We start from the raw sequence: 23,213 nt of genomic DNA, 5'->3' as shown, positions 1-23,213 counted from the left end.
CGGCGATGAAAACGTGGTTTAAGCGCATAGTGATTGGCCTGGTAGTGTTGGTTCTTGTGGCCGTCGTCGGCCTGGCCATCTTTTTGCTCACGTTCGATCCCAACGCGTACAAGTACAAGTTGGAAGAGATCGTCCAGGAGCGTTACCACCGTACGTTGGCAATTGATGGCGACATCGAGCTGTCGCTGTTTCCGCGTATTGGATTGGCGGTTCAGGGCGTCTCCCTGTCGGAAGTCAACAGTTCCGAGACCTTTGCCTCGATCGAGAGTATGCGCCTGGCAGTCGCTGTCTGGCCCTTGCTGTCGAGCAATCTCGTGGTGGACCATGTCACCATCAATGGTTTCAAAGTCCGCGCCGTGCGCGACAAAAATGGCCATCTGAATTTCGAGGATCTGGTCGGCGGCGGCATCATGTCCACCGACAAGCCCCGCGGCCCTGCCGAGGCGGCTGTCGGCGCGATGGCCGGGGCGGCGCAGGCGCTCACTACGGGGGGCGCATCGGCGCCCGCCACCATGCAGATCGATATCGCCGGCCTGGACCTGCAATCGGGTGAATTGCAGCTACAGGACGAGATCTCCGGCATGGCCGTAGCCGTGACCAATCTGACGGCCAACACCGGCCGCGTGACCTACAAACAGCCGTTCGACGTCACCTTGTCGGCTCGCGTCGAGGGTGGAAATCCCCGTATGGACGCCAATCTGACGGGGCAGGGCCTGTTGATGCTGGACCCGCTGGCCAGGCGTTTCGCGGCGCAAAAGCTCGATATGCGCATGGACGGCAATGTGCTGGGCGCCGAGGCCAAGAGTCTGAGCGCCCGCGGCAACCTTGCTTTCAACGGCCAAACCTCGTCTGTAGACGTCAGCGGGCTTGAGATCCTGTTCCAGGGGAATGTGCCGGATCAGCCCTCCCCAATGAAAAACGTCGAAGCCAGCGTGACCATTCCGAAACTCGCGATGGATCCGCACAAGCTCGAACTGCAACTGGACAAACTCGCTGTGCGCGCCAAGGGCGCCTTGCCTGGCGGGCCATTTGAATTGGCCGCCGACGCGCCGGGGCTGAATATCTCGCCCTCCGAGGCGACCGGCCAGGCCCTGACGGGGCGGATTCGCCTGCAGGGCCTGGACGCCAGCTTTGGCCTGAACGGCATCAGCGGCAATGCCAGCGAGCTGGACATCAAGGAAGTCAAATTCGACAGCACGCTCACCAAGGGCGAACGCGTCATCAAGGCCGCATTCAGCTCGCCCGCGACGTTCAACCTCTGGCAACGCGCCATCAGCCTGCTGACTTTGCGAGGCGAGGTCAACATCACCGATCCCGGCCTGCCCAAAGGCAGCCTGCAGATCCCCGTCATCGGCAGCATGAACGCCAATCTGCAAAAAGACCAGGCGGGCGCCAGGATCAACGCGGTGCTGGAGGGCGGCAAATTCGACCTGACGGCCGACGTCAAGCAACTGTCCGCCGTGCCCGACATCACATTCGCCCTGGCGGTCGATACCCTCGATCTGGACAAACTGGCGCCGCCGGTCGCCGCGCCTGCGCCCAAAGCCCCCGAGGGTGACGGCAAACAGGATGACCCCGAGAAAAAACCCGATACCGCAGCGCCTGCCGAGGCGCCGGCTGCTGCCGATGGCTCGATTGATTTGTCTGCGCTGGTCGGTCCCACGGCAAACGGTACGGTCAAAATCGGCCAACTGGTCGTTCGCGGCCTGAAAGCTAGCGATCTGACAGCCAAGCTCAAACTCGACAAAGGCAAGCTCGATGTTTCGACGCTGGCTGCCTCCTTGTACGACGGCAAGGTCGGAGGCGCCCTGTCCGTCGATGCCGCCAACGGCAACCAGATCGCCACCAAAATGACCTTGGCCGGCATCTCGATCGGGCCTTTGCTGACCGATCTGATGAAAAAATCGGTACTGACTGGTACCGGCAGCCTCGCCCTGGACCTGAAGACCGCCGGCTCGAACTCCTATGCATTGACCACCGGCTTGAACGGCGGCATGCAACTGCGTCTGCGTGACGGTGCCGTGACGGGCATCAACGTGGCGCAGACCCTGCGCGACATCAAGGCCTCCTTTACCGGCGCCGAACAGGACGCCGCGTTGGCTGCTGATCAGACACGCAGCACGGATTTCACCTCGCTCGAGGCGGACCTGGTCTTTGTAAAGGGTATCGCCACGGCGAAACGCCTGGATATGGCCTCGCCTCTGTTGCGGGTGTCTCAGGGCGATCCCGCAGCAATCGATTTCGTCCAGAACATATTGAATTTCGTCGCCAAAGTGCGTGTGGTCAACACCAGCACTGGCCAGGACGGCAAAGACCTCGAGGAACTGAAGGGCATCACCATTCCGGTGCTGATCAGCGGTCCGTTCGACAAGCCCGTCTACACTGTGCAATGGCGCGGCGTAGCGACCGAGGCCCTCAAAAAAGGCCTGGAAAAACGCCTGAAAGAGGCCTTGGACGACGAAAAAGTCGCCCCTAAAATCGATAAAGCACTCAAGGGAATTCTCGGCAAATGAGCACGTCCGCTTTTCAGCCCATCGCCGAATGTGGCGTCACCGCTCAATCCCAGGCCCAGGATTATCACAAGCGCTGGCTGATCACCAACGATGCCGGCACGTGGTTGAACCGCACCCTCAGCCCGCGGCTGGCCGAGATCAGCGTCGAATTGCGCTTGGGCTATCTGGTCATGAAGGCCCCCGGGATGTTGCGCCTGGACATTCCGCTGGACGTCATCGAGGACGATGACAGCGTGCGCTATCAGATCCGTCTCGGCGATCAGACCGTGGACGTGGTCGACGAGGGCGAGCTGGCCGCAGCCTGGGTATCCAATTTTCTGCAGATCCCGTGCCGGCTGCTAAAAGTCCATCCCGAGATGGAGGCCGTGCACTGGCCTGCTTGATGGGACGGTGCTCAGCGCCGCTTGTACTCAAACACCCAGTGCGTGATCAGGCCGGCCACCAGCCCCCAAAAGGCTGAGCCGATTCCCCAGGCACTGAATCCCGACGCCGTGGCCAACAGCGTGATCAGCGCTGCCTCGCGACGCGACGGATTCGCCATGGCGTTGGCCATGCCGCCCAGAATCGCACCCAGCAAGGCCAGGCCCGCTAGTGCAGCGATCAAGGCTGCGGGCAGCGCCTGAAAGAACACCGCCACCGCGCCGGCAACCACGCTCAGCAAGATATAAAACACCCCATACGCAACGCCGGCAATATAACGGCGCGAGGAGTCGGGATGGGTTTCAGGGCCCGTACAAATCGCCGCGGTGATCGCCGCCAAGGTCACTCCGTGTGACCCGAACGGCGCAGCCAACAGGCTCAGAAAACCCGTGGCGCCCACCAGCCGGGAGGCCCCGGGCCGATAACCGGACGCCTGCAAAATCGCCAGGCCCGGCAGATTCTGCGAAGCCAATGCCACCACAAACAGCGGAATCCCCAGGCTGATAGCGATCTGCCAGCTAAAGGCCGGCGTCGTCCAGACGAACTGCGTCAACTGCCAGTCCACATTACCGAGCTGCAACTGACCTGCCGCCGCCGCAACCGCCAACCCCACCACCATGACAGCCATGATCGCGTAGCGAGGCATCCAGCGTTTACTCAGCAAATAGGCTGCACACATCGCCAGAATCAGCGCCGGTTGCTTGCTCAGATGCGTAAAAATCCCCAGGCCAAAATTCAGCAGTACGCCCGCCAGCATCGCACTGGCGATTTCGGCCGGCACGCGCCGCATGATGGGATCGATCCAGCCAAACAAACCGCACGCCAGCGTCAACGCCGATGCCAGCACAAAGGCCCCGACAGCCTGATCAAACGGCACACCAACCAGCGCGGTGACCAACAACGCCGCACCCGGCGTGGACCAGGCCAACACAATAGGCATGCGGCTGCGCAGGCTCATCACCAGCCCGCCGATCCCAACAGCCAGGCAAATTGAGGCCAGCCAGGAACCGATATGCACAGCATCCAGCCCCGCACTATGTCCGGCCTGCACAATCAACACCGCCGTGCCGCCAAAACCTACCAGGACAGCCACAAAGCCAGCCACAATGGCCGAGAGGGAAAAGTCTCGCGCAGGGGGATTGCGCGGCGTCACAGAGACAGTGGCGTCGGAGGCGTTCACGCGGCGGATTTTGTCAGGCGATAGTATTTGGCCATCAGGGCTTCCTGCCCCTCGTGCCATTGAGGATGCAATTCAATGCATTCGACCGGGCACACGACCTTGCACTGCGGTTCGTCGTGATGCCCCACGCATTCCGTGCAACGATCCGGGTCGATGACGTAATAATCCTCGCCCATCGAGATGGCCTCGTTGGGGCATTGCGGCTCGCAGACGTCGCAATTAATGCATTCTTCGGTGATCGTTAAAGCCATGACAGAGGGCGAATCGGCGCGGATGTGCAGAACACAACCATTGTACGCCCGCCGTGCGCAGGGCCGCGAATGACGCGCTTGCTCTGCCTCAGCAGTGCAAGCGCGGCGGACAGGACATCCGTTGGCTGCGAATCATCGTGTGCGTAGACAGATCGATTGCCAGATCAGGCCGCAGTGCGTAAACCAGCCCGCATCAGGCGGTCGGCGCGCCACCGGCTGCCGGCCAGGACTGCTCGCGGTGTTCCTTGGCCTTGGCTTGCAGCCAGCGCTCGACCGACGGGAACACGAACTTGCTGACATCACCGCCCAGTTGAGCGATTTCACGCACAATCGTGCCCGAAATGAACTGATACTGGTCCGACGGCGTCATGAACATCGTTTCGACTTCGGGCAGCAGGTGGCGGTTCATCCCGGCCATCTGGAACTCGTACTCGAAATCAGACACCGCCCGCAGGCCGCGCACGATCACACGGCCATTTTGCTCGCGCACAAAGTCCTTGAGCAGCCCGGCGAAGCTGCGGACCTCGACATTGGGATAATGTCCCAGAACTTCCTGGGCGATTTCTACACGTTCCTCGACGCTGAAGAACGGTTTCTTGTTGCGGCTGTGAGCGATGCCCACGACGACTTTGTCGAACAGGGCAGCGGCGCGGCGCACCAAATCCTCGTGGCCGCGGGTTAGCGGGTCAAACGTGCCGGGGTAGACAGCGGTAATCATGGGGGCTCCGTATCCTCGTAACTTGCGTAAACCTTCCTCCGAACTGCGGATTATTGACCTATTTCCGCATTGCAGCAAATTGCATGAGTCCGTAGTGGACCGCCCCCGCCCGATCCTGACGTAACACCTCGAACTCGTCAGGGGGGGCAAGCGCAGCCTCGGACTCTATGTAAATCAAGCCATCTTCGGCCAAAATGCCGGGTAATAATGGCCATAAACGGGGCAACCAGTCCTGATTGAACGGCGGATCCAACAAAATCAGATCGAACCGTGACGCGTCCATGCGCTGGACAACTTGCAGTGCCTCGCCCGCGTGAATGCGCACTGCGTCCGCCTTGAGCTTGTCGCGCAATGCCCGCAGTGCAGCAATAGCGGTACGGTCATTTTCGACCATTTGCACCTGCGTGGCGCCGCGCGATGCCGCCTCGAATCCCAGGGCGCCGCTGCCCGCGAACAAATCCAGCACCCGTTTGCCAGTGTAGTTTCCATCCCACAAATGGGTCAGCCAATTGAACAGCGTTTCCCGCACGCGATCAGGCGTCGGGCGCAGGCCAGGCACATCGGGCACGGCGATAGGCGTGCGCCGGTATTGTCCGGCAACGATACGGATGGGCTTATTGCCCGTATTGGATTTTTTCAAGAAAGCGAACCTCCAGCGCGAATATAGCAGCCGGGTAGGGGAGTCAGGCTGCTGCACTGCGGGGAACCGAATATACTTTCACCCATGTTCCGTTTCTTCAAGAAAAAATCTCCGCCGCCTGCCGCGCCGGTGCAGCCTGATGCTGCGCCCCCCGCAGACGAGCCGCGCCTGGCCGACGAGCCCGCGCCCCAGCAGGCCCCGGCCGAGCCTCCTGCTGTCCCTTCCTTGCCCGTTGCACGCGCCAACGAGGCCACCAGAGATCAAACGCCTGAACCCAGCGGCCATGCCGCAGGCGATACGCCGTCTGCGGCGCCTGCACCGGCCGAGCGCCCGCACAGCGAGCCTGCGCCTGCGCCGACGGCCCCAGCGGGCAGATCCTCGATGGCTGGTGCGCTCGCGGGCAGCTCGGTGACGCACAGGCCTGTTGCTGCGCCTGAAACCAGCTCACCTGCTACGTCCTCCGCTGCCCCGGCTGGCGCGCCCGCATCCGCGCCGCCAGCAGCGCCGGTCGCGACGACATCGCCGCAGTCGCCAGAGGCCGCACCGGCTGGCACTCCTACATCTGTACCGCCAGCATCGCCCGTAGCGACAGTGCCGCCGCAATCGCCCGCGGCTGCGCCGGTTAATGCATCAGCCTCCGCGCGGCCAGCGGCGCCCGTAGCGACCACATCGCCGGAATCGCCAGAGGCGGCACCGTCTAGCGCCCCCGCGCCCTCAGCGCCCTCCGTATCGGCAGCACCGGTGCAAGCGCCTGCTTCGTTCAACACGCCCGCGTCTGCACCGGCAACACCGGCACAAACGCCAGCGTCTACATCGGCTACCTCTGCGGCTTCTGCGCCCGCGGCGTCGCCCGTAGCGACAACGCCGCCGCAAGCGCCTGCCGCCGCCGCGCCCAGCGCTCCCGTACCTGCCCCATCCACTCCGCCTGCTGCGCCGCCCGCCGAGCCCCCTGCCAAGAAAACTTCCTGGCTAGGCCGCCTCAAACAGGGCCTGGCGCGCACCGGGCAAAGCCTGGGCGGCTTGTTCGTCGGCGTCAAAGTCGACGAAAACCTGTTCGAGGAACTCGAGTCCGCGCTGATCATGGCCGATGCGGGCCTGGAGGCCACCGAAAAACTCCTGACCGCACTGCGTGCCCGCGTACGTAAAGAACGCATCGAAGACCCGGCGCAAGTCAAAACCGCATTGCGCGCCTTGCTGGCCGACCATCTGCGGCCGCTGGAGCGCACCTTCGACCTGCAAAAGGCCAAACCGCTCGTCGTCATGATCGCCGGCGTCAACGGCGCAGGTAAAACCACCTCCATCGGCAAACTGGCCCATACCTTCCAGCGCCAAGGCGCGAGCGTCCTGCTGGCCGCAGGCGATACCTTCCGCGCCGCTGCGCGCGAACAATTGATCGAATGGGGCAGCCGCAATAACGTCAGCGTCATTGCCCAAGAGGGTGGCGACCCCGCCGCCGTCGCATTCGACGCCGTCAACGCCGGCCGTGCACGCAACACTGGCGTGGTCATGGTCGATACCGCTGGCCGCTTGCCCACCCAGCTGCACCTGATGGAAGAGCTGAAAAAAATCCGCCGCGTCATTGGCAAAGCCGACAGCGCCGCCCCTCACGAAGTCCTGCTCGTGGTCGACGGCAACACCGGCCAAAACGTCCTGGCGCAGATCCGCGCCTTTGACGCCGCCATCAACCTGACGGGTCTGGTCGTCACCAAACTCGACGGCACCGCCAAGGGCGGCACGCTTGCCGCTGTCGCCGCAGGCAGCAACGGCGTGCGTCCCATCCCCGTTTACTGGATCGGCGTAGGCGAGGGCATGGAAGACCTGCAGCCTTTCGTCGCTGACGAGTTCGCAGGCGCGTTGTTGGCCGATTAAACGCCAGCATTGCGTCCGCATCATCCAATGACACAGGGCCGCCGGTCTGCATCGACCGAGCGGCCCTGAAATTTTGAGGCGATGCGGCCATCCAGCCAAAATCGCTTGCTAGATCTTCAAATGAACAAACCCTCCGTTTTACGGGAGGGTTTGTCAGCGATCAGTCGCCGGCTGATCATCCGGCGCCTTTCACCTCACTTCCAAAACGGCTTACTCGCCGCCAACTGATCGAACGCCGCTTGCGCCTCGACAGTCAGCTTTTCCAATCGCGCACTGATCCACCCCAACGCAAACCACGCCTGCGGATGCGTGCCAACGCAGGCCTGGTAATAATCTTTCGCCATCGCCAGGTCATTGATCTCGCCCAACAGATCCTGCACCTGCGCCAACTGCTTGCGATAACTGCGCAGCCGCACTTGCGGCAGCAGCGATTCCGCGAACGCCAGACCATAGCGCAGGCGCTTGCCGCGTTTGCGCAGATCATGGCGTGCCGGAATATCCAGCGCCGCAAAGTTCTTGCCTTGCTCGGCCACCTTGGTGTGCCAACGATGCAAGCGCTTGGTCAGCAGCTTGCGCAACGTAGGCGGTTCGTTGTTCGACGTCATCGGAATGATGAGGGTAGGCGTCGCGCCCGCAGCGGGGGCCGTGCCGTCCAGGCTGAAACTCGGCTCGGGCGCCGTGTCAGAGGGCTCGGCCATGACAGGCAGGGCAGCCGGCTCCGGCGGCTGCACATCCAGACTCCATTCCAGCGTATCCAACAACCAGCCTTGAAAAGCCTTGCCCGACGCAATGCTTTGCGAATCCACATCTGGCGGCGGCACATCAAAACTGATGGCCGGCATCCCGGCGCGTTGCAACAGCGGCGTGACCGTTTCGTTCAACACATCCTGATCGCGGTTTTGCCCGAACGCGGCAAACAGCGTACGCACGCCTTCCAACACGGGGGCGGGCGGCGGCGCAATCCAGCCGTCGAACAAACGCCAGGCCGAGCGCAAACGGCGCATGCCTACCCGCAACTGATGCACGTGTTCCGAGTTGCCGGCAGGATAGATACCCAACGTATCCACCTCTGCCAACACAGCGGCATTGCGAGCAACCTGATCCAGACATTCCCCGGCGATGCGCCCCATCGCCTGAGGCGGTGTCAGGTTGTCATCCAACGCCGCCGGGGCAGCGCCGCACGGCGCCCAAAAGCGCGCAATCGCCTTGCTGCGGCGCTCTTGTAATGTCTCGGCATCGCCCGTGGCATCCTGTTCCGCCAACTCACGCGCCAGGCCGGCGAGCGCATCACCGCGTTCCGACTTGCTGCGCGCATCCAGCACCAGACCATGACGCTGCTGCCAACGCCGCGCTACCGAAAAAATCGCGGCAGGGCGGCCAGACACCAGCTCAAACTCCAGCTCCGAAATCGGCAGCTCCAGCGATCCCGCGCGCAGCACGCCGGTGTCGTAGGCCAACTCGATCGTGCCGTGACGGCTGCGGACCTTGCGCAGCTGGCGCTGCACATCGGTCTCGTAGCGCAGACCCAATTCACCCTTCAACGAGGACAGCGGGCCTTCAAACTCAGTGCCCGCGTAGACTGACAAATCCAGCACCGGACCCGGCCGAGGGTGATTGACCTCGACCCGCGTGATGGCATCCGCACCAGGCATTTTGAGCGTCTGTACCCAATCACGGCCCTCTTGGCGCAGCCGCAGCGCAATACGCGCGCGGGCCAGCTCCCGAGTCGGGGTATCAAAATACAGGGCATGCAGCCGAATGCGCGTGGCATCGCCTTGGCGGACCTCTTGTAAAACTGCCCGGCGCGCAGCGGCGGGGACGTGCAACTTCAATTCTTGTTCTGACATGGTCCGCGATCAGTACTGGGGGAACCGGGCATGTTACCCAATACGACCTAAAATTTGATGACATGTCATAAATAATTCATCAATCAACGCAGCCGGTGCGTTTCATCACGCGCAATGCAGTTGTTTGCTGCGCCAGTCATCCGTACAGTTGCCCATCCCGCCCGTACGAGGCGGCAGGCAATCACGCTCGAGGGGCTAACCGAAAGTGACGTCGAACGCTGAACATCAGGCTGCGGGAGTCGGCCCCGTCCTACGCGCGCTGCGCATTCTGGACGCGTTTTCCTCCGAAGACTGCTATTTGTCCTTGGCCGAAATCAGTGCGCGATGTGCAATGCACAAAACCACCGTCCTGCGTCTGGCGCGCACCCTGGGCAGTGCGCAATACCTGGTCGGCCGCAAAGACGGCGCATGGCGGCTAGGGCCTGCTGCCGGATGGCTGGGCAACCGTTATCAAGCATCCTTTGACCAAGCATTCCATATCGAACCAGTGCTCAATGAGCTGGCTCGCAAAACCGGCGAGAGCGCCGTGTTCTACGCCCACGAGGGCGACAGCCGCATCTGTCTATATCGCATAGACGGGCCGCACGTCGCCCGCGACCACATACGCGTCGGGCAGCGCTTGCCCCTCGCACAAGGCAGCGCCGGCAAAGTCATCCTCGCAGGCCTGGGCGCAGAGGGGCCCGAATACGACCAGATCCGGCGAAATCATTACAGCATCACGCAGGGCGATCGCGACGCCGACGCCATCAGCCTGTCGGTCCCCATCTATGGATCGGGATGGAGCGTGACGGGATCCATCAGCATCATTGCGCACGTCAGCCGCACCACCCGCGAGCAGATCAAAGCCCATGCAGGCCACATGATCCACCTGGGCAATCAGCTGTCCGTAGCACTCGGCGGCAAACAAGTGGTGCGAAAATTGACCGCATGAGGCCTCGCTCGTGCGCGAGGCTCAACATCTATTGAGGAATGCCCTTTATCGTCGTGCGATGCATATAGCGAATCCCGAACGCCTTGTAATTAGGCACCGCGTAATGCATGACACTGCGGTTATCCCACATCAACAGGTCCCCCAACTGCCATACATGCCGATAGACATTATCCGGTTTGGTCGAGTGCGCAAACAGATAGTCCAAAATCGCTTTGCTCTCGTCGCGAGGCAGACCAATGATGTGCGACGTAAAACCCGGATTGACGAACAGCAGTTTCCTGCCTGTCTCCGGATGCGTTTTGATGACAGGATGCACCGCGTTTTTTGATTGCGCCTGGTCGAGCTTGCCCACATATTCCTTGGCATAGCTCGTTTGCAGTACCGCGCTCAATAGCGTGTGCTGTGCCTCCAGCCCCTCCAGCATTTTCTTCATCGGCTCGGACAGCGTCTCATAGGCCTGGTACATATTGGCGAAAATCGTATCGCCGCCCGTGCTCGGTAGCTCTCGCGCATAGAGCAACGAGCCCGTAGGCGGCTCCGGTTGCCAAGACGCATCGGAATGCCAATACGTACCCGCATCCTCTCGCCCCACGGGCCTGCCATCGGCGAGCTTTTTATTCGTAACCTGAAAAATCTGCGGATAGCCTTCCAGATAGTAGCCGGCGAGCGCTGGATTATTCACCGGCCCCTGATCGTAGACATTGCCAAAATGCCGGCTGAAATCGATATGCTGATCAGGCGTGATGTCCTGCTTGCGCAAAAACAAAACACCGCCCGCATCCAGCCATCCTTTACGCAACTGCGCGACATCCGCTGCGGATAGTGGCTGGCTAATATCGACGTCCCGCGCTTCGAATGCAAAATTCGGCGTGGCCATATGAAAAGTAATGCTCAAGATCGGCTCCTCATGCAAACGTGATCGTGGCATTGCACGGTGTGCAGTATCTCTACCGCGCACACCATCGTTTGCATCAAGCCAACTGCCGCAGCAGCCGGCTTGATATGTCGATTCATGCAATGACAGATGCGATGCTACGAGTCAGACAGAGCACCTACAACGCCGTTTCGTGAGACGAAATTTGCGCTGAATAATAATTTTTCTCGCGCTACAGAATCCGCTTGCATGCCTGCGTAAGAAGACCTCCGCTGTTGGCAACCCTTCTGCGCATTCCAGGTTCTCTAGGTTAGTCGTTAACTGCGAACTCGGAGTCTGTCCGAATTTTTCCAGTCATGTGGAATTCAGAGAATCGGTGATTTTTATTGAGATAGATTCACCGTCGCTCACTTAGCACTAAAAAGGAAGAAGCAGATGCGTTGCGATTCATCGACGGCAACAGCTACGGCCAATGCAACCTCGCACTAATTTGGTAAGGTCACAATGAACTTGGAAATAGGACAAAACTCGTCCGAAGACGCTCCAGAGTATCTAGTTCTGAACTGGCGTTATGAGATATATAGCGCATTTGTTAAGGCTAAGAAGCACGCAACATATGTTCTGGATCGACACGCGTTATATGCGGAATTTGAGTCCGCGGTCCGTGAGTGCCAACGGCTCGGCGTCAGTCACATCGTTGTAGAAAATCTAGATAATGTTGGCACGATCTATGCGTTGGTGTCGCTTTTGCTGGAAAACAGAGGCTCCTATAGAGCCGTTTTCAGCTGTGATGAGAAAACTCAATATGCAGCTGCGATCATCAGCCAGGAAGTCTTTTGCGATTATGGGGCTGCCAAGCGCGCTTTGTACACAAAAGATAAGCGCTGGATGAAAAATCTGTTGCGGGATACGGTTCGCATGGCAGACCACTTTTCCGTCGCGACCCACGCATCGCATGGCCGAATAGATTCTCTGCCAAAGGGGTTCGACTTCCCAATAGTGATCAAGCCAGTAAATCGATATGGAAGCTCCGAAACCTATTTGGTCGAAGACATTGAAGCGCTTAATAAGCGACTTAAAGAGTTCAAAAATGATCTAGCTGAGTTCATCTGCGAAGAATTCATATCTGGCCCTGAGTACAACGTCGATGTGGTTTGGAAAAACGGAGATCCGCTCTATTTTTTTGTGGGCGAGTATATCGTTCCGCGGCTATACGGATATGAAAACAGGATTTCAAAAATCACTACCTATCTGCCTCGCGATAAGCATAGCCCTATCTATGATCGTTTCTATGAGGAAATGAGAGCAATAGGTCGAAAGCTGGATATTAGGGACGGCGTTACGCACGCGGAATTCTTTATTAATTCAGATGAAACCGTGTTAGGCGAAATTGCAACTCGCCATGCTGGTGGCGGGATGAGTTATTGCATCCAGGCTGTGCTCGGAGAGGGCTTAATCGAGCTAGGTTTGCGCACAAGGCTAGACTACCTAGAGGGAGCTCCGGCACAAAAGGCAATTCTTGGGGACTATATTGGCTTCATAGATCTGCGACCTCATAAATCTGGGGTAGTGGTCGCGGTTATCTCAGAAGACGAACTGGCCGTTGTCCCTGGGGTTATTAGGCTAGTTTACCGGGTGCGGATGAATCATCACATTGAGGCTTTTGGGCGAGACAGTTGGTGTGTTCTCGCAATTGTGAGTGCTCCGACAAAGGATCTTCTACACGCGAGGATGCAAGAACTTCAAGCTCGATTTTGGTGCAGATTTAAAGATGACTCGATTAATCCTGCCCATATTGGTCTTCAAATGAAGGAGTTTGGATGATTCTCACTGGCAGAAAAATCTGTGAAGAAGTAGAGAAAGGATCAATCGTATTATCCGATTTTGACGAGGCAAGAGTTAATCCGAATAGTTACAACTATCGCCTCGGAAGTGAAATAAAGGTTTTTGATAGCTTTGGAGAGGATGGAGAGTATAGATTTCTAGCCGAAACCATTCCCGAGTCGGGGGTAAGGCTTTTGCCGGGCCGCATGTATTTAGGAGTGACGCAGGAAATTATTGGGTCTGACATTTATGCCATGTCACTGATCGGCCGTAGCTCTATGGGACGTTATGGCTTGTTTCTTCAGGTGTCGGCAAATCTGGGTCATACAACCTCTTGTCATCGATGGACGCTCGAGCTCTACGCTTGTCAGCCTATAACTTTATATCCTGGTATGGATATAGGGCAGGTTTCGTTTTGGCGCAATGATGGCCCGATTCATTGTTACGGAAAAACGTATGCGAAATTCAATGACCCAGTGGAGCGCCTCTGATGATCCTGACTGGGAAGAAAATCGATGCTGAGGTGAGGAGCGGCCGAATCACGATATCTCCGTTTTATGCAGAACGTCTCACTACAAATTCATATGACCTGAAATTAGGCGCAAAGTACCTGGTTTATAAGGACAATCTAATTGATCCGAAACGCGAAGCAGACTACGACTTACTAACTATTCCACCGGAAGGTCTTAAGCTGTCACCAGGAGACTTCGTGTTGGGCGAATCTGCTGAAATCATTGGCAGTGATCATTACGTCCCCCTAATCCATGCGAAATCTGGAACAGCAAGGTGTGGGTTATTTGTTCACGTTACGTCCGACCTTATAGACATTGGTTCGAAGGGTAAGACGACATTCCAGTTATACGCCACGCTTCCCGTAATCGTCTATCCCGGCATGCTAATCGCTCAAGTTAGTTTTTGGATTCCAGAAGGGGAAATAGTACTGTACGAGGGCAAGTATCAAAATTCGCAAGGCCCTCAGCCTTCGAAGACATACCTTGATTTCAAGTGAAATCGGAGAAAAAAGTGTATTTGACGGGGACTGTAATTGCATGTCGAAAAGCACCTGACACAGGGTTAATTATAGAACTAATGGTCAATGGCGGTGTACAGGTTATAGCGTATGAAGGCAGTGAGAGACGGAAGGTTCAAAGCGGGGATTATGTAATTGCCACTGATTTTGGGCACTCATCAAGCAATGGTGCTGCGAGTTGCAAATCACTGAAAACAATCTTTCGAGATTTTGACTCAAAAAATAGAAAAGCAAAAAACTCAACGAATAACTATCGAAACATAAATAAGTTAGAAGCCTTAAGAATTCGCGGCCTAACCATTCAACATTTTCAAAATACACTGGGAACGCAAGGATATCTCCCAGTATCCTCCCCGGCGATCGTAAGTCGCTGGCCCGACGGTAACACAGTACCGTTTCCTATCGACTACTACGGTACGGATGCACGGCTGAGCATAAGCAATATGATTTATCACCAAATCATGGTCATGCATGGCTTTGGAAAAATATATGAAGTGGGAAAATCATTCAGAAATGAAACGCCAAGTCATCCAAATAGATTGGCCGAGTACACGACCTTCGATATATCTCGTGATACTCCTGTACTAGAAACCGTAGAGAAAACGTTCGAAGCCCTAATTCACTCGTTATGTTTGTATTTGGAAAAGCAGGATTTTAAGAATTTATGCCCACCATCCAGATTCCAGTTTGATCGAATAACGTATCGAGAACTATTGAGTCGGTGCGGGCTAGAGAGTATGCCTGGAGCACAATTGCCGCCGCCGGTCCGCGAATATATCGCCAAGAACTTTGAAAGCTATTTATGGGTAACGAATTTCCCTGAATACAGTCGTCCATTCTATGCGCGATCCCGAAACGGTTTTTGCGACGACAGCCAGTTATGGTACCGCGGGAAGGTTTATATAGCAGCTGGCACCGTCGTGGAGGACGACGTGGAATCCTATGTTCCAAAAATGATTGCAAGAAATCACAGGGTCGAAAATTTTGAAGATTATTTAGTGCACGTCAAAAATGGCGTCCCACCTATCAGCCAAATGGCAGTTGGCATAGAGCGCATGCTGGCCACATGGTTTGACGGCATGGACGCCGCGGATTTCTGCTGGTTCCCCCGTTACGGAAAGAACATTTCACTGTAGTTAATAGAGTTGGACAGAAGTATGTCTATATACGAAAATCGCCGTGGATTTTTTTCTGAGGTGGCAAAGCGCATAGGTAGGCATCCAGGAAGTTTGATCGTGCTTACTCATTGTCTGCCAGATCGGCCTGAGCTTTTAGACGCATTGAACGAAATCTGCAACATATCACTTGTTATCGTGGTGCCGTACTCGATCAATCCCACCACGTACGGTTCTATTTCCAGAAAGTATCGTGTAGTCGCTCCAACAATGGAGCAATTGACTACCGCAAACTTTTTGACTGAGCTGATAAGGCCATTCGTTAACCGTCTCGCGACATATATATTAGAGATTGGTGGTTATTTCGCCCGAGAACTCCGTGCTCTTCATGAGGAGTTTGGCAGTTCGATCGTGGGAATCGTAGAGGACACAGAGAATGGTCATCGACGCTATGAAGCGATGATCTCTCTACCTTACCCGGTGGTCTCTGTTGCTAGAAGTCCGCTAAAGCTTGCCGAAGACGCGCTGGTAGGCCCCTCTTGTGTCTTCAGTATCGAGCGCATTCTTCGGAGTCGCGGCACTTTGTTGCAGGGCCGGCGAGTCTTAGTCCTCGGATATGGGAAAGTGGGGAAAGGGACTGCTAAAGCGTTACATGCGAAAGGATGCCATGTTCTCGTTTATGACGTCAGCAGTGTGGCCTCAGTTTTGGCGATGGCGGAGGGGTTTGTTGTTCCAGATAGAAGGGCCGCGCTCGCAACGGCAGACATAGTTTTCGGTTGTTCAGGATTCCGCTCGATCGATATCGCAGACGTTGGTTTTCTACAGGACGGTGTTTTTCTGGCGAGTTGCAGCTCTAAAGTCATTGAATTTCCTGTAGCTGATTTGGCTAAGACTGCTGATAGTCACATTGAGACAGGCAATGTGCATAGCTATGAGGTGGCTGGCCGCACATTGAACCTAGTCGCCGACGGTGCGCCAGTCAATTATCTAGATGACGCAGTAATTGGACCGGTTCTTGCCTTGGTCCAAGCTGAAATGATGTTTGCACTGGAACTGATCATAAATGAAGGAAAAATGCTGGGCTCGAATTTGATCAACGGAGTCGCCGACGGTACGCGCGAAGTGGTCGCCACATTGTGGAGCCGTTGTTTTCGTAATCCTTCGTCTGGAGCGTATGTGTTGTGAGAGTTTTTGATGATATATCGCTCGAATCGGCACGTCGTTCTGTGCATTCTTATCTGTCGCGCGAGCCTATTGAGCGGGCTCGAATTAATGATTGGTGCAAGCGCTTCGCTTCTTTGACGATTGATACTTTGCTGGGTGAGAGGGACACTGTTTTTTGCGTCAGTCCCATGATCGTCGATGCGTCAAACAGCATTGCAATGATCTCAGGATATAGCGAACTGGCAGATCACCGTGGATCGATGCATCCCGTCCATGCTGCTCTTATGACGTTGGGAGCCACTTCCAACATTTCTTACGCGTCGATCCTGAATGTGGGCGTTCGAGCTATTGACGTCAATGTGGAGGTTGGGTGGGTAGATGAAAAATTACGATTTCGAGTTCAACTTGCTTACCCTGTGTGTCTCTCAACAAATAGAGTTATGGATCTAGTGCATCTTGGTGATCCACGATCAGAGTATTTTTACTTTGACAGAGTGCCTCTTTCTCCACGTGCCGAACGCATAAGAATTGCGTTAGATACGGGGAGTATTTGGCAAGGAGAGACGTCGGAGCCTGAGGTATGCAATGTCCCCGTTCAGACGACATGCATGGCATAGATGCGTCGTCTATTGAGTTCCCACTGTCTACTGTATTTGGCGAGATCCTTTATTAGCGCCGTTCTCGTCGTCTACCTCGTAGACCAGGGAATTTCGCTATCAACAATATCATGGGCCAAAGCAACCCAATTGCTTGTGAGCATAGCGTTTAACGTTGTTGGCGGGAAAATCTCCGATCGATTTGGGAGTAGATCGTGTGCTCTCCTGTCATGTTCCTCATCAATCCTATATTTTTTTTTGATGATCGATCCCACGGAGGTCAAGGTCATCATAGGCGAGGCATTGAACGGGCTCGCAATTGCCCTTTATAAGGGAGCTTACGAAGCCTGGTCATTCAAGCTCAAAGCTACAAAAGAGCCCGTAGTTTTTATCCTGTTTCGCAGCAACGAAACCATGTTTGTGGCGATGATGGTCGCGGGAGTGCTAGGCGCTTTCTTTGCCTCGCAAGCTCTTGTTATTAGCATTTCGGTATCGTTGTTAGCCTGCTTCATGTTTGCACTTACGCCGGAGCCACGCGAGAGGTCCGTCCACATAGTTGCATCGACGCGACTACATGTCTCAGCGTCACTGCGGCGATTTGACGTGTACCTATACGTTTTTGCCGCAGGCTTGACGCAGCTCATATATCAATATTGGCCAATTTACCTGATGCAAGCAAGCGGTCACACTTTGAGCCAACAGGAGATCGGCTGGGCATTTGGAGGGTGTATGTGTGCGCAAGCCTTGGTTACTCGATATGTGAGGCAACAAAATTATGTTGGAAAAGAGGCCTTAACTAAGTTCGCAATCGGGTTGCTTCTACTCGCATGTGGCTGTGTTGCAGTGGTGCCTGTTCTATTAGTAGGAAAGGAGGCCGCGGTGGCGTCCTATATTTTCTTTGCTACCGCTGCAGGTCTTTATCTTGGTTTAATCTTTGGAAAAGTTTGTGCGCATTTCAACAGTACAGGACAAGCGGCTCAGCTTATAAGTTGGGTCGACGCAATGGGCCGGAGTGCAGGCGCCGCTTTCTTGGCGCTGCTGGGGGCTTTTGACCAGGAAAGTATAGGCATGGTATGGGCGCTTTTGTTTGGAATCGCCGCATTGGGACATTTATGGCTGCGCTTCGTGCGCGTTGGCAGGGGCCAACAGAGTGCCGAAGGCGGTGATGATCAAGAAAGGAACACATATGGCAGGAGTCTCACTGATGCATAGGACTTCCAGCGTTGGGGCATTTCTTCAATCATGCCCATGAAAAAATCCCTAGGCCTGCTGTCCTCTTGGCGCCCCAAGTTGATTACGCTGGTTTCCAATAACGATGAAGGTGATCGTGCGCATGATCTCAATCATTTGGAGCGAGTTTGGGGAAATGCTTTACAGATCCTGTCATCGGCTCCTGGCGCAAATCATCTCGTTGTGATGGCTGCGTGCTATCTACACGACATTGTAAATTTGCCAAAATCTCATCCCAATCGAAAAAATGCATCATGTCTTTCGGCTGCGAGAGCCAAAGTAGAGCTGGCCATGGCCGGTTTCCCGGCGGAACACCTTGATGCGGTCGCTCATGCAATTGAAGCCCATAGCTTTTCCGCAGGCATATCACCTGAAACTTATGAGGCAGAAATTGTTCAAGATGCCGATAGGCTAGATGCCTTAGGTGCCGTCGGATTAGCTCGAATGTTTCATGTGGGAGGGCAGTTGGGCAGGTGCCTCGCACATGGTGCAGATCCTCTTGGAAAAGACCGATCTCTTGATGATATGCGCTACACGCTCGATCACATTGAAAATAAGCTGCTACGACTACCGGGCACGATGAAAACTCCTCAAGCCCGACGGCTGGCGCAGGGCAGGGCAGAGGTGCTCATTCGATTTCGTGATCAGTTTGTTGCGGAATGGATGGGCATGTAGATCCATTCTAGGATGTTGTTCAAATCATGGGCGGCTACGGTCAGAATTGGTGGCGCTAACTGGATTGATATGACGAAATTTTCACGTTAGCTGCGCAGCTAATCATACGTAAATAGCAAATTTGGAATACCTGCTTGGTACATCCTCTTGCGCATCGAAAGCGGCACCCTTCGCTCGCAAAGTAGAACTTCGCGAGCGAAGGGTTTTCATGGACACGTAGGCGCATGCGATCGCGCTACAAAATCCGTTTCCGTGCCTGCGTAATAATGACCTCCGCGACAATCACCACCGCGAAAATCGCCGCCAGTACCAACGCCACACGGTCCCACTGGAACAGATTCAACGCCGTATCGAGCGCCATCCCGATCCCGCCTGCGCCGACCAAACCGAGCACAGCCGATTCGCGCACATTGATATCCCAACGCAGCAACACAATCGACCAAAATGCCGGCCGGATCTGCGGCCAATAGCCGTACCACAGCACAGCGCTCGAGCTCGCGCCAGTCGCCGTCAACGCCTCCACCGGACCCCGTTGGGCTTCCTCGATTGCCTCGCCCACCAGCTTGCCTACAAACCCGATAGACCGAAACGCAATCGCCAACGTACCCGCCAATGCTCCAGGCCCAAAGATCGCGATAAAAAGCAGCGCCCACACCAGCGAGTTCACCGAACGGCTCGACACCAGAATCAACCGCGCCAACTGATTGATCAGCCGATTCGGCGTCAGATTATTCGCCGCCAGCAAACCCACCGGCACCGCCAATATCACCGACAGAATCGTGCCCAGCGTGGCAATGTGCAGCGTCTCCATCAACGCGGCATGGACACCGTCTGGGTAATACGCCCAATCAATAGGCCACATCCGGCTCAGCAAATCCCCCATCTGCTCCGGTGCGTCATACAGAAACTCGGGGATGACCTCGACACTGCGCAGCGCCTGCACAATCGCCGCCACCACCACCAGATACAACGCAAAGCGCAGCAGCCGCTGCCCCATCGTGTATCGTTGCCACGTGCGCGGGTATCCCGTTGCCGTCAAACTCGTCGCGGAGGTATTCATGCGTCCTCCTGCTGATTCAACGGCTTTCTACCGAGCCCACGCGCCGCACTGAATCGGCGCTGCAAAATCGTATCGAATCCCAAATTATCCAAGAACACCGCACGCACAAACCGCGCCAGCACCTCGCCCAACATAATGATCACAATCAACGTAATCAAAATCGCCGCGACAAAGTCATAATCAAACCGTTGGAACGCCGAGAACAATGTCCCACCGATCCCGCCTGCGCCCACGATCCCGACCATCGTCGAATTACGCAAATTCGAATCGAACTGATACGTCGCAAAACCAATAAACCGCGCAAACACCTGCGGCAACACGCCAAACAAAATCACATTGGCAAACGACGCGCCTGTCGCGCGCACCGCCTCGACCTGCTTGAGTGAGATCTCCTCGATAGACTCGGTAAAGAGCTTTCCAATAAACCCCACCGACGCCACCGCCAACGCCAAAATCCCCGCCAGCGCCCCAAAGCCGACAGCCTTGACGAACAAGATCGCCACAATCACCGGATGCAGCGAACGGCACAACGCCACGATGGCCCGAGCAGGCCACGACGCCCATGACGGCATCAAATTACGCGCACCCAACAACCCGATCGGCAGCGCGATGATGATCCCCAACACCGACGCCAACACCGCGATTTCCAGGCTTTCCGCGAGCCCCTGCCACAGCGTGTCAGGCTGTTGAATATGCGGAGGAAACATCCGCCCCAACAACGTCGCCGCATGGCCCAAGCCATTGTGAAAACGTTCCAGACTGAAATCCAGCTGGCCCGCCGCATACAGCGCATACAAAAAAATCAGCAGTGCGCTGAGCTTCGCCTGCCAAGACATCGCAAACGGACGGCGCTTTACTCCAGCCACGACTCGCCTCCGTAGATCGTCTTCAGCGTCGCGGTATCCAGACCCTGGCCATCACCGTCATACACCACATGGCCGCCCGACATCCCCACGATACGGTTCGCATAACGCCGCGCCAACTCGACATCGTGAATATTCACCAGCACAGGGATGCCGCTGGCATTCCCTTGTTCGGCCAACAGCTCCATGATCTCGACCGAGGTCTTTGGATCCAACGACGACGTCGGCTCATCGGCCAACAGCAACTGCGGCCGCTGCATCAACGCCCGCGCAATCCCCACACGCTGCCGCTGTCCACCCGACAAGGCATCCGCACGCTGATCACCAAAACCACCCAGCCCCACGATATCCAGCAGCTGATACGCGCGCTCAATATCATCCGCCTCGAAACGGCGCATCCAGGCCTTTAGCGCACTGCTATAGCCCAGACGCCCCGTCAGCAGGTTTTCCATCACCGTCAGGCGTTCAACCAGGTTGTATTCCTGGAACACCATGCCAATCCGGCGCCGCGCCTGACGCAGCGCCGTGCCACGAATGCTGGCGAGATTGACCGTGCCCGCTTCGGTCTGCAACACGATCTCGCCGCGCGTCGGATCGATCAGCCGATTGATACAACGCAACAGCGTGCTCTTGCCCGTCCCCGACGGCCCGATGATGGCCGTCAGGCCCTGACCCTGCACATGCAGGTCTATCCCTTTCAGGACGGGTTGGCCGGCCCGGTACTCTTTCACCAGGCCGGTAATGCGTAAAGACGTCGACATACTTACTGTTTGCCTTTGCTCTTGGCGGCTTCTTTATCGTAGGCAGCGCGGTTAAAGCTCTCGCCACCGGCCTCCGCGACCTGGCGCACGATGGCCCAGTCTTTCTGATACGTGACCGGATAGAAACGATCCGCGTCGTCGAATGCCTTTTTCATTTCATCGGGGAACCGATAGTCGTAGAAGCACTTCAGCATCTTGTCGCGGAACTTCGGTTCCAAGTCATGCGCGTACGAAAATGACGAGGTCGGGAATTTCTCGCTGGTGTAGATGATGCGGAAGTCTTCTTCCTTGACCTGGCCACGTTGCGCCATGCGATGGAACACATCCGACGCGACGGCGGCGGCATCATAGTCGCCCGAGTTCACGCCCATCACCGATTGATCATGTTTGCCCGAGAAGATGACCTTGTAGTCCTTGTCCGGCGTCAGGCCTTCCTTGGGGAACAAAGCGACAGGCGCCATGTGGCCCGAGTTCGACGACGGCGAGGTGTGGGCGAGTTTCTTGCCCTTTAGATCCGACAGCTTTTGATAGGGGCTGTCTTTCTTGACGATGACGATCAGGTTGTAGCCCTGGAAACCATCGGCGTAGCCCTTGACGGCAAACGGCACTGCGCCAGCGATGTTCACGGCGAATGCAGTCGGGCCAGTCGAAAAACCGCCTACGTGCAGACGTCCCGAGCGCATGGCTTCGATCTCGGCGGCGTTGCTTTGCACTTGATAGAACACCACGCGTTTGCCCGTGCACTCGGCCAGGTAGTCGGTGAACGGCTTGAAGATATTCGCGTAGACCGCGGGGTCCTCGACCGGGGTGTAGGTGAACACCAGCGTGGACGGGGTCTTTTGTTTGGAAGCATCCGTGGGCGTGTCCGCGACGAGATCTTTATTCGCGTCGCAATACATCTGGTCCAGGTCGCCGCGGTTCGAGCAGTTGTCGGCGTCAGCCGCGTAGGCGGCGTGAGTGCCAAAGATCAAGGCCGCCGCGGCAGCCGTACGCAACAGGCGCAGAGCGTGCATGGTGATGTCTCCTGTGTATGTGTCTTGAAATATTGCTGTAGTGAGACATTCAAACACAAAAAAACGAACCTGATCAGCCGGGAAATCACCTACGTTTATTTGCGAAAATTGTTCGGGTGTTTTCGTTTTGTTCGGTTTTTGTTGTTTTGGGAGGTTGGTTGGAATTACTCGGGCCACCAACTCAAATTGAGGTTCAGGGTAACTCCCTATTCGAATTTGAAATATTTAGATTCATTATTGGAAAAAAATTACAGTTGACGCAGCGCGCTTTGGGAGGAGCTATGGCCAAGAACGCCCCAGTTGGAGACAACTCTCGTCGCGGTGCCGTGCGCGATCGTTCACAAGTCCACAATCCGAAGACGGATTCCTGGACTAAACGTGATGCAGCTACTGGCCGCTTTATGGATCAGAAGGCTGATGGTAAGCCGTTCAAAGGGGTCCGTAAGGAAGGCAAGGGGTAAGCCTAGCTTGATCACAGTTCGTTCATCCGCTCCGGCTTCCCCTTGTCATGCGATATAAGTCGTCGAATGGCCTTGTTTGGTTATGCATCTTGTTGTTCGTAGCGATGCTTGGTTAGCGTCCGGGCAACCCATCTTGATACGTTAGGGCGTATCGATGAGCATAAGTCTCCATTTATAT

General features: G+C 56.2%; 23 protein-coding genes. 12 read left to right on the top strand and 11 right to left on the bottom strand.

Features of this window, described 5'->3' with window-relative positions:
- Positions 1–5: 5 nt before the first annotated feature.
- Together ACYVI2_RS22095 and ACYVI2_RS22090 are read left to right on the top strand one after the other, a co-directional pair.
- Complete coding sequence (locus tag ACYVI2_RS22095) at positions 6–2,513, top strand: AsmA family protein (RefSeq protein WP_415820086.1); 2,508 nt, start codon at positions 6–8, stop codon at positions 2,511–2,513.
- Positions 2,510–2,896, top strand: coding sequence for an MOSC N-terminal beta barrel domain-containing protein (locus ACYVI2_RS22090; protein WP_415820087.1), 387 nt, complete (start codon positions 2,510–2,512; stop codon positions 2,894–2,896). The genes ACYVI2_RS22095 and ACYVI2_RS22090 overlap by 4 nt, the downstream gene beginning before the upstream one ends.
- Before the next feature lie 11 nt (positions 2,897–2,907).
- Here ACYVI2_RS22090 and ACYVI2_RS22085 read toward each other — a convergent pair whose 3' ends face one another.
- From ACYVI2_RS22085 to ACYVI2_RS22065, 5 genes are all read right to left on the bottom strand, one after another.
- Entirely contained in the window at positions 2,908–4,113 is a 1,206-nt protein-coding gene (locus ACYVI2_RS22085; RefSeq protein WP_415820088.1) for a benzoate/H(+) symporter BenE family transporter, read from the bottom strand.
- A complete protein-coding gene (locus ACYVI2_RS22080; RefSeq protein WP_094823017.1) occupies positions 4,110–4,364 on the bottom strand; it encodes a YfhL family 4Fe-4S dicluster ferredoxin in 255 nt (84 codons plus the stop codon). The genes ACYVI2_RS22085 and ACYVI2_RS22080 overlap by 4 nt, the downstream gene beginning before the upstream one ends.
- A gap of 193 nt (positions 4,365–4,557) precedes the next feature.
- Positions 4,558–5,082 (bottom strand): pantetheine-phosphate adenylyltransferase, encoded by a 525-nt coding sequence (coaD, locus tag ACYVI2_RS22075; protein WP_415820089.1) that lies wholly within the window; start codon positions 5,080–5,082, stop codon positions 4,558–4,560.
- 58 nt (positions 5,083–5,140) lie between these two features.
- Complete coding sequence (rsmD, locus tag ACYVI2_RS22070) at positions 5,141–5,722, bottom strand: 16S rRNA (guanine(966)-N(2))-methyltransferase RsmD (protein ID WP_415820090.1); 582 nt, start codon at positions 5,720–5,722, stop codon at positions 5,141–5,143.
- 260 nt (positions 5,723–5,982) lie between these two features.
- On the bottom strand, positions 5,983–6,489 hold the full coding sequence (locus ACYVI2_RS22065; protein ID WP_415820091.1) for a hypothetical protein: 507 nt from the start codon (positions 6,487–6,489) through the stop codon (positions 5,983–5,985).
- On the opposite strand from ACYVI2_RS22065, the gene ftsY reads away from it, so the two are divergent.
- Positions 6,464–7,591, top strand: a complete 1,128-nt coding sequence (ftsY, locus tag ACYVI2_RS22060) for a signal recognition particle-docking protein FtsY (RefSeq protein WP_415820092.1) — start codon at positions 6,464–6,466, stop codon at positions 7,589–7,591. The genes ACYVI2_RS22065 and ftsY overlap by 26 nt on opposite strands.
- 194 nt (positions 7,592–7,785) lie before the next feature.
- On the opposite strand, the gene ACYVI2_RS22055 is transcribed toward ftsY, so the two are convergent.
- Complete coding sequence (locus ACYVI2_RS22055) at positions 7,786–9,438, bottom strand: CYTH and CHAD domain-containing protein (RefSeq protein ID WP_415820093.1); 1,653 nt, start codon at positions 9,436–9,438, stop codon at positions 7,786–7,788.
- A 205-nt stretch (positions 9,439–9,643) separates the two neighbouring features.
- On the opposite strand from ACYVI2_RS22055, the gene ACYVI2_RS22050 reads away from it, so the two are divergent.
- Positions 9,644–10,369: an IclR family transcriptional regulator gene (locus ACYVI2_RS22050; RefSeq protein ID WP_415820094.1), complete on the top strand. Its 726-nt coding sequence runs from the start codon at positions 9,644–9,646 to the stop codon at positions 10,367–10,369.
- A 28-nt stretch (positions 10,370–10,397) separates the two neighbouring features.
- Here ACYVI2_RS22050 and ACYVI2_RS22045 read toward each other — a convergent pair whose 3' ends face one another.
- Positions 10,398–11,264 (bottom strand): TauD/TfdA dioxygenase family protein, encoded by an 867-nt coding sequence (locus ACYVI2_RS22045; protein WP_415820095.1) that lies wholly within the window; start codon positions 11,262–11,264, stop codon positions 10,398–10,400.
- 483 nt (positions 11,265–11,747) lie between these two features.
- Here ACYVI2_RS22045 and ACYVI2_RS22040 point away from each other — a divergent pair, with 483 nt between their 5' ends.
- From ACYVI2_RS22040 to ACYVI2_RS22010, 7 genes are all read left to right on the top strand, one after another.
- Positions 11,748–13,067 (top strand): ATP-grasp domain-containing protein, encoded by a 1,320-nt coding sequence (locus ACYVI2_RS22040; protein WP_415820096.1) that lies wholly within the window; start codon positions 11,748–11,750, stop codon positions 13,065–13,067.
- A complete protein-coding gene (locus tag ACYVI2_RS22035; RefSeq protein ID WP_415820097.1) occupies positions 13,064–13,558 on the top strand; it encodes a dCTP deaminase in 495 nt (164 codons plus the stop codon). Before ACYVI2_RS22040 ends, ACYVI2_RS22035 begins: the two co-directional genes overlap by 4 nt.
- On the top strand, positions 13,558–14,076 hold the full coding sequence (gene dcd, locus ACYVI2_RS22030; protein ID WP_415820098.1) for a dCTP deaminase: 519 nt from the start codon (positions 13,558–13,560) through the stop codon (positions 14,074–14,076). The genes ACYVI2_RS22035 and dcd overlap by 1 nt, the downstream gene beginning before the upstream one ends.
- A complete protein-coding gene (locus ACYVI2_RS22025) occupies positions 14,073–15,233 on the top strand; it encodes an amino acid--tRNA ligase-related protein (protein WP_415820099.1) in 1,161 nt (386 codons plus the stop codon). The genes dcd and ACYVI2_RS22025 overlap by 4 nt, the downstream gene beginning before the upstream one ends.
- 21 nt (positions 15,234–15,254) lie before the next feature.
- Complete coding sequence (locus ACYVI2_RS22020; RefSeq protein WP_415820100.1) at positions 15,255–16,397, top strand: NAD(P)-dependent oxidoreductase; 1,143 nt, start codon at positions 15,255–15,257, stop codon at positions 16,395–16,397.
- A 596-nt stretch (positions 16,398–16,993) separates the two neighbouring features.
- Positions 16,994–18,184, top strand: a complete 1,191-nt coding sequence (locus ACYVI2_RS22015) for an MFS transporter (RefSeq protein ID WP_415820101.1) — start codon at positions 16,994–16,996, stop codon at positions 18,182–18,184.
- Between the two features lie 36 nt (positions 18,185–18,220).
- Complete coding sequence (locus ACYVI2_RS22010) at positions 18,221–18,877, top strand: HD domain-containing protein (RefSeq protein ID WP_415820102.1); 657 nt, start codon at positions 18,221–18,223, stop codon at positions 18,875–18,877.
- Positions 18,878–19,112: 235 nt separating this feature from the next.
- On the opposite strand, the gene phnE (ACYVI2_RS22005) is transcribed toward ACYVI2_RS22010, so the two are convergent.
- Genes phnE (ACYVI2_RS22005) through phnD form a run of 4 tightly spaced genes read right to left on the bottom strand, consistent with a single transcriptional unit; the run spans position 19,113 to position 22,574 of the window.
- Positions 19,113–19,937, bottom strand: coding sequence for a phosphonate ABC transporter, permease protein PhnE (phnE, locus tag ACYVI2_RS22005; protein WP_415820103.1), 825 nt, complete (start codon positions 19,935–19,937; stop codon positions 19,113–19,115).
- The gene (phnE, locus tag ACYVI2_RS22000; RefSeq protein WP_415820111.1) at positions 19,934–20,773 is read right to left on the bottom strand and encodes a phosphonate ABC transporter, permease protein PhnE; all 840 of its coding nucleotides are present in this window, start codon (positions 20,771–20,773) and stop codon (positions 19,934–19,936) included. Before phnE (ACYVI2_RS22000) ends, phnE (ACYVI2_RS22005) begins: the two co-directional genes overlap by 4 nt.
- A 17-nt stretch (positions 20,774–20,790) precedes the next feature.
- On the bottom strand, positions 20,791–21,561 hold the full coding sequence (gene phnC / locus ACYVI2_RS21995) for a phosphonate ABC transporter ATP-binding protein (protein ID WP_415820104.1): 771 nt from the start codon (positions 21,559–21,561) through the stop codon (positions 20,791–20,793).
- 2 nt (positions 21,562–21,563) lie between these two features.
- Positions 21,564–22,574, bottom strand: coding sequence for a phosphate/phosphite/phosphonate ABC transporter substrate-binding protein (phnD, locus tag ACYVI2_RS21990; RefSeq protein ID WP_415820105.1), 1,011 nt, complete (start codon positions 22,572–22,574; stop codon positions 21,564–21,566).
- A gap of 158 nt (positions 22,575–22,732) precedes the next feature.
- On the opposite strand from phnD, the gene ACYVI2_RS21985 reads away from it, so the two are divergent.
- Positions 22,733–23,035: a hypothetical protein gene (locus tag ACYVI2_RS21985; protein WP_460490355.1), complete on the top strand. Its 303-nt coding sequence runs from the start codon at positions 22,733–22,735 to the stop codon at positions 23,033–23,035.
- The last annotated feature ends 178 nt before the right edge of the window (positions 23,036–23,213 follow it).

Source organism: Bordetella tumbae, from assembly GCF_054780995.1.
Note: the sequence above shows the minus strand (reverse complement) of the source record. Positions and strands in the feature narration are given on the sequence as shown.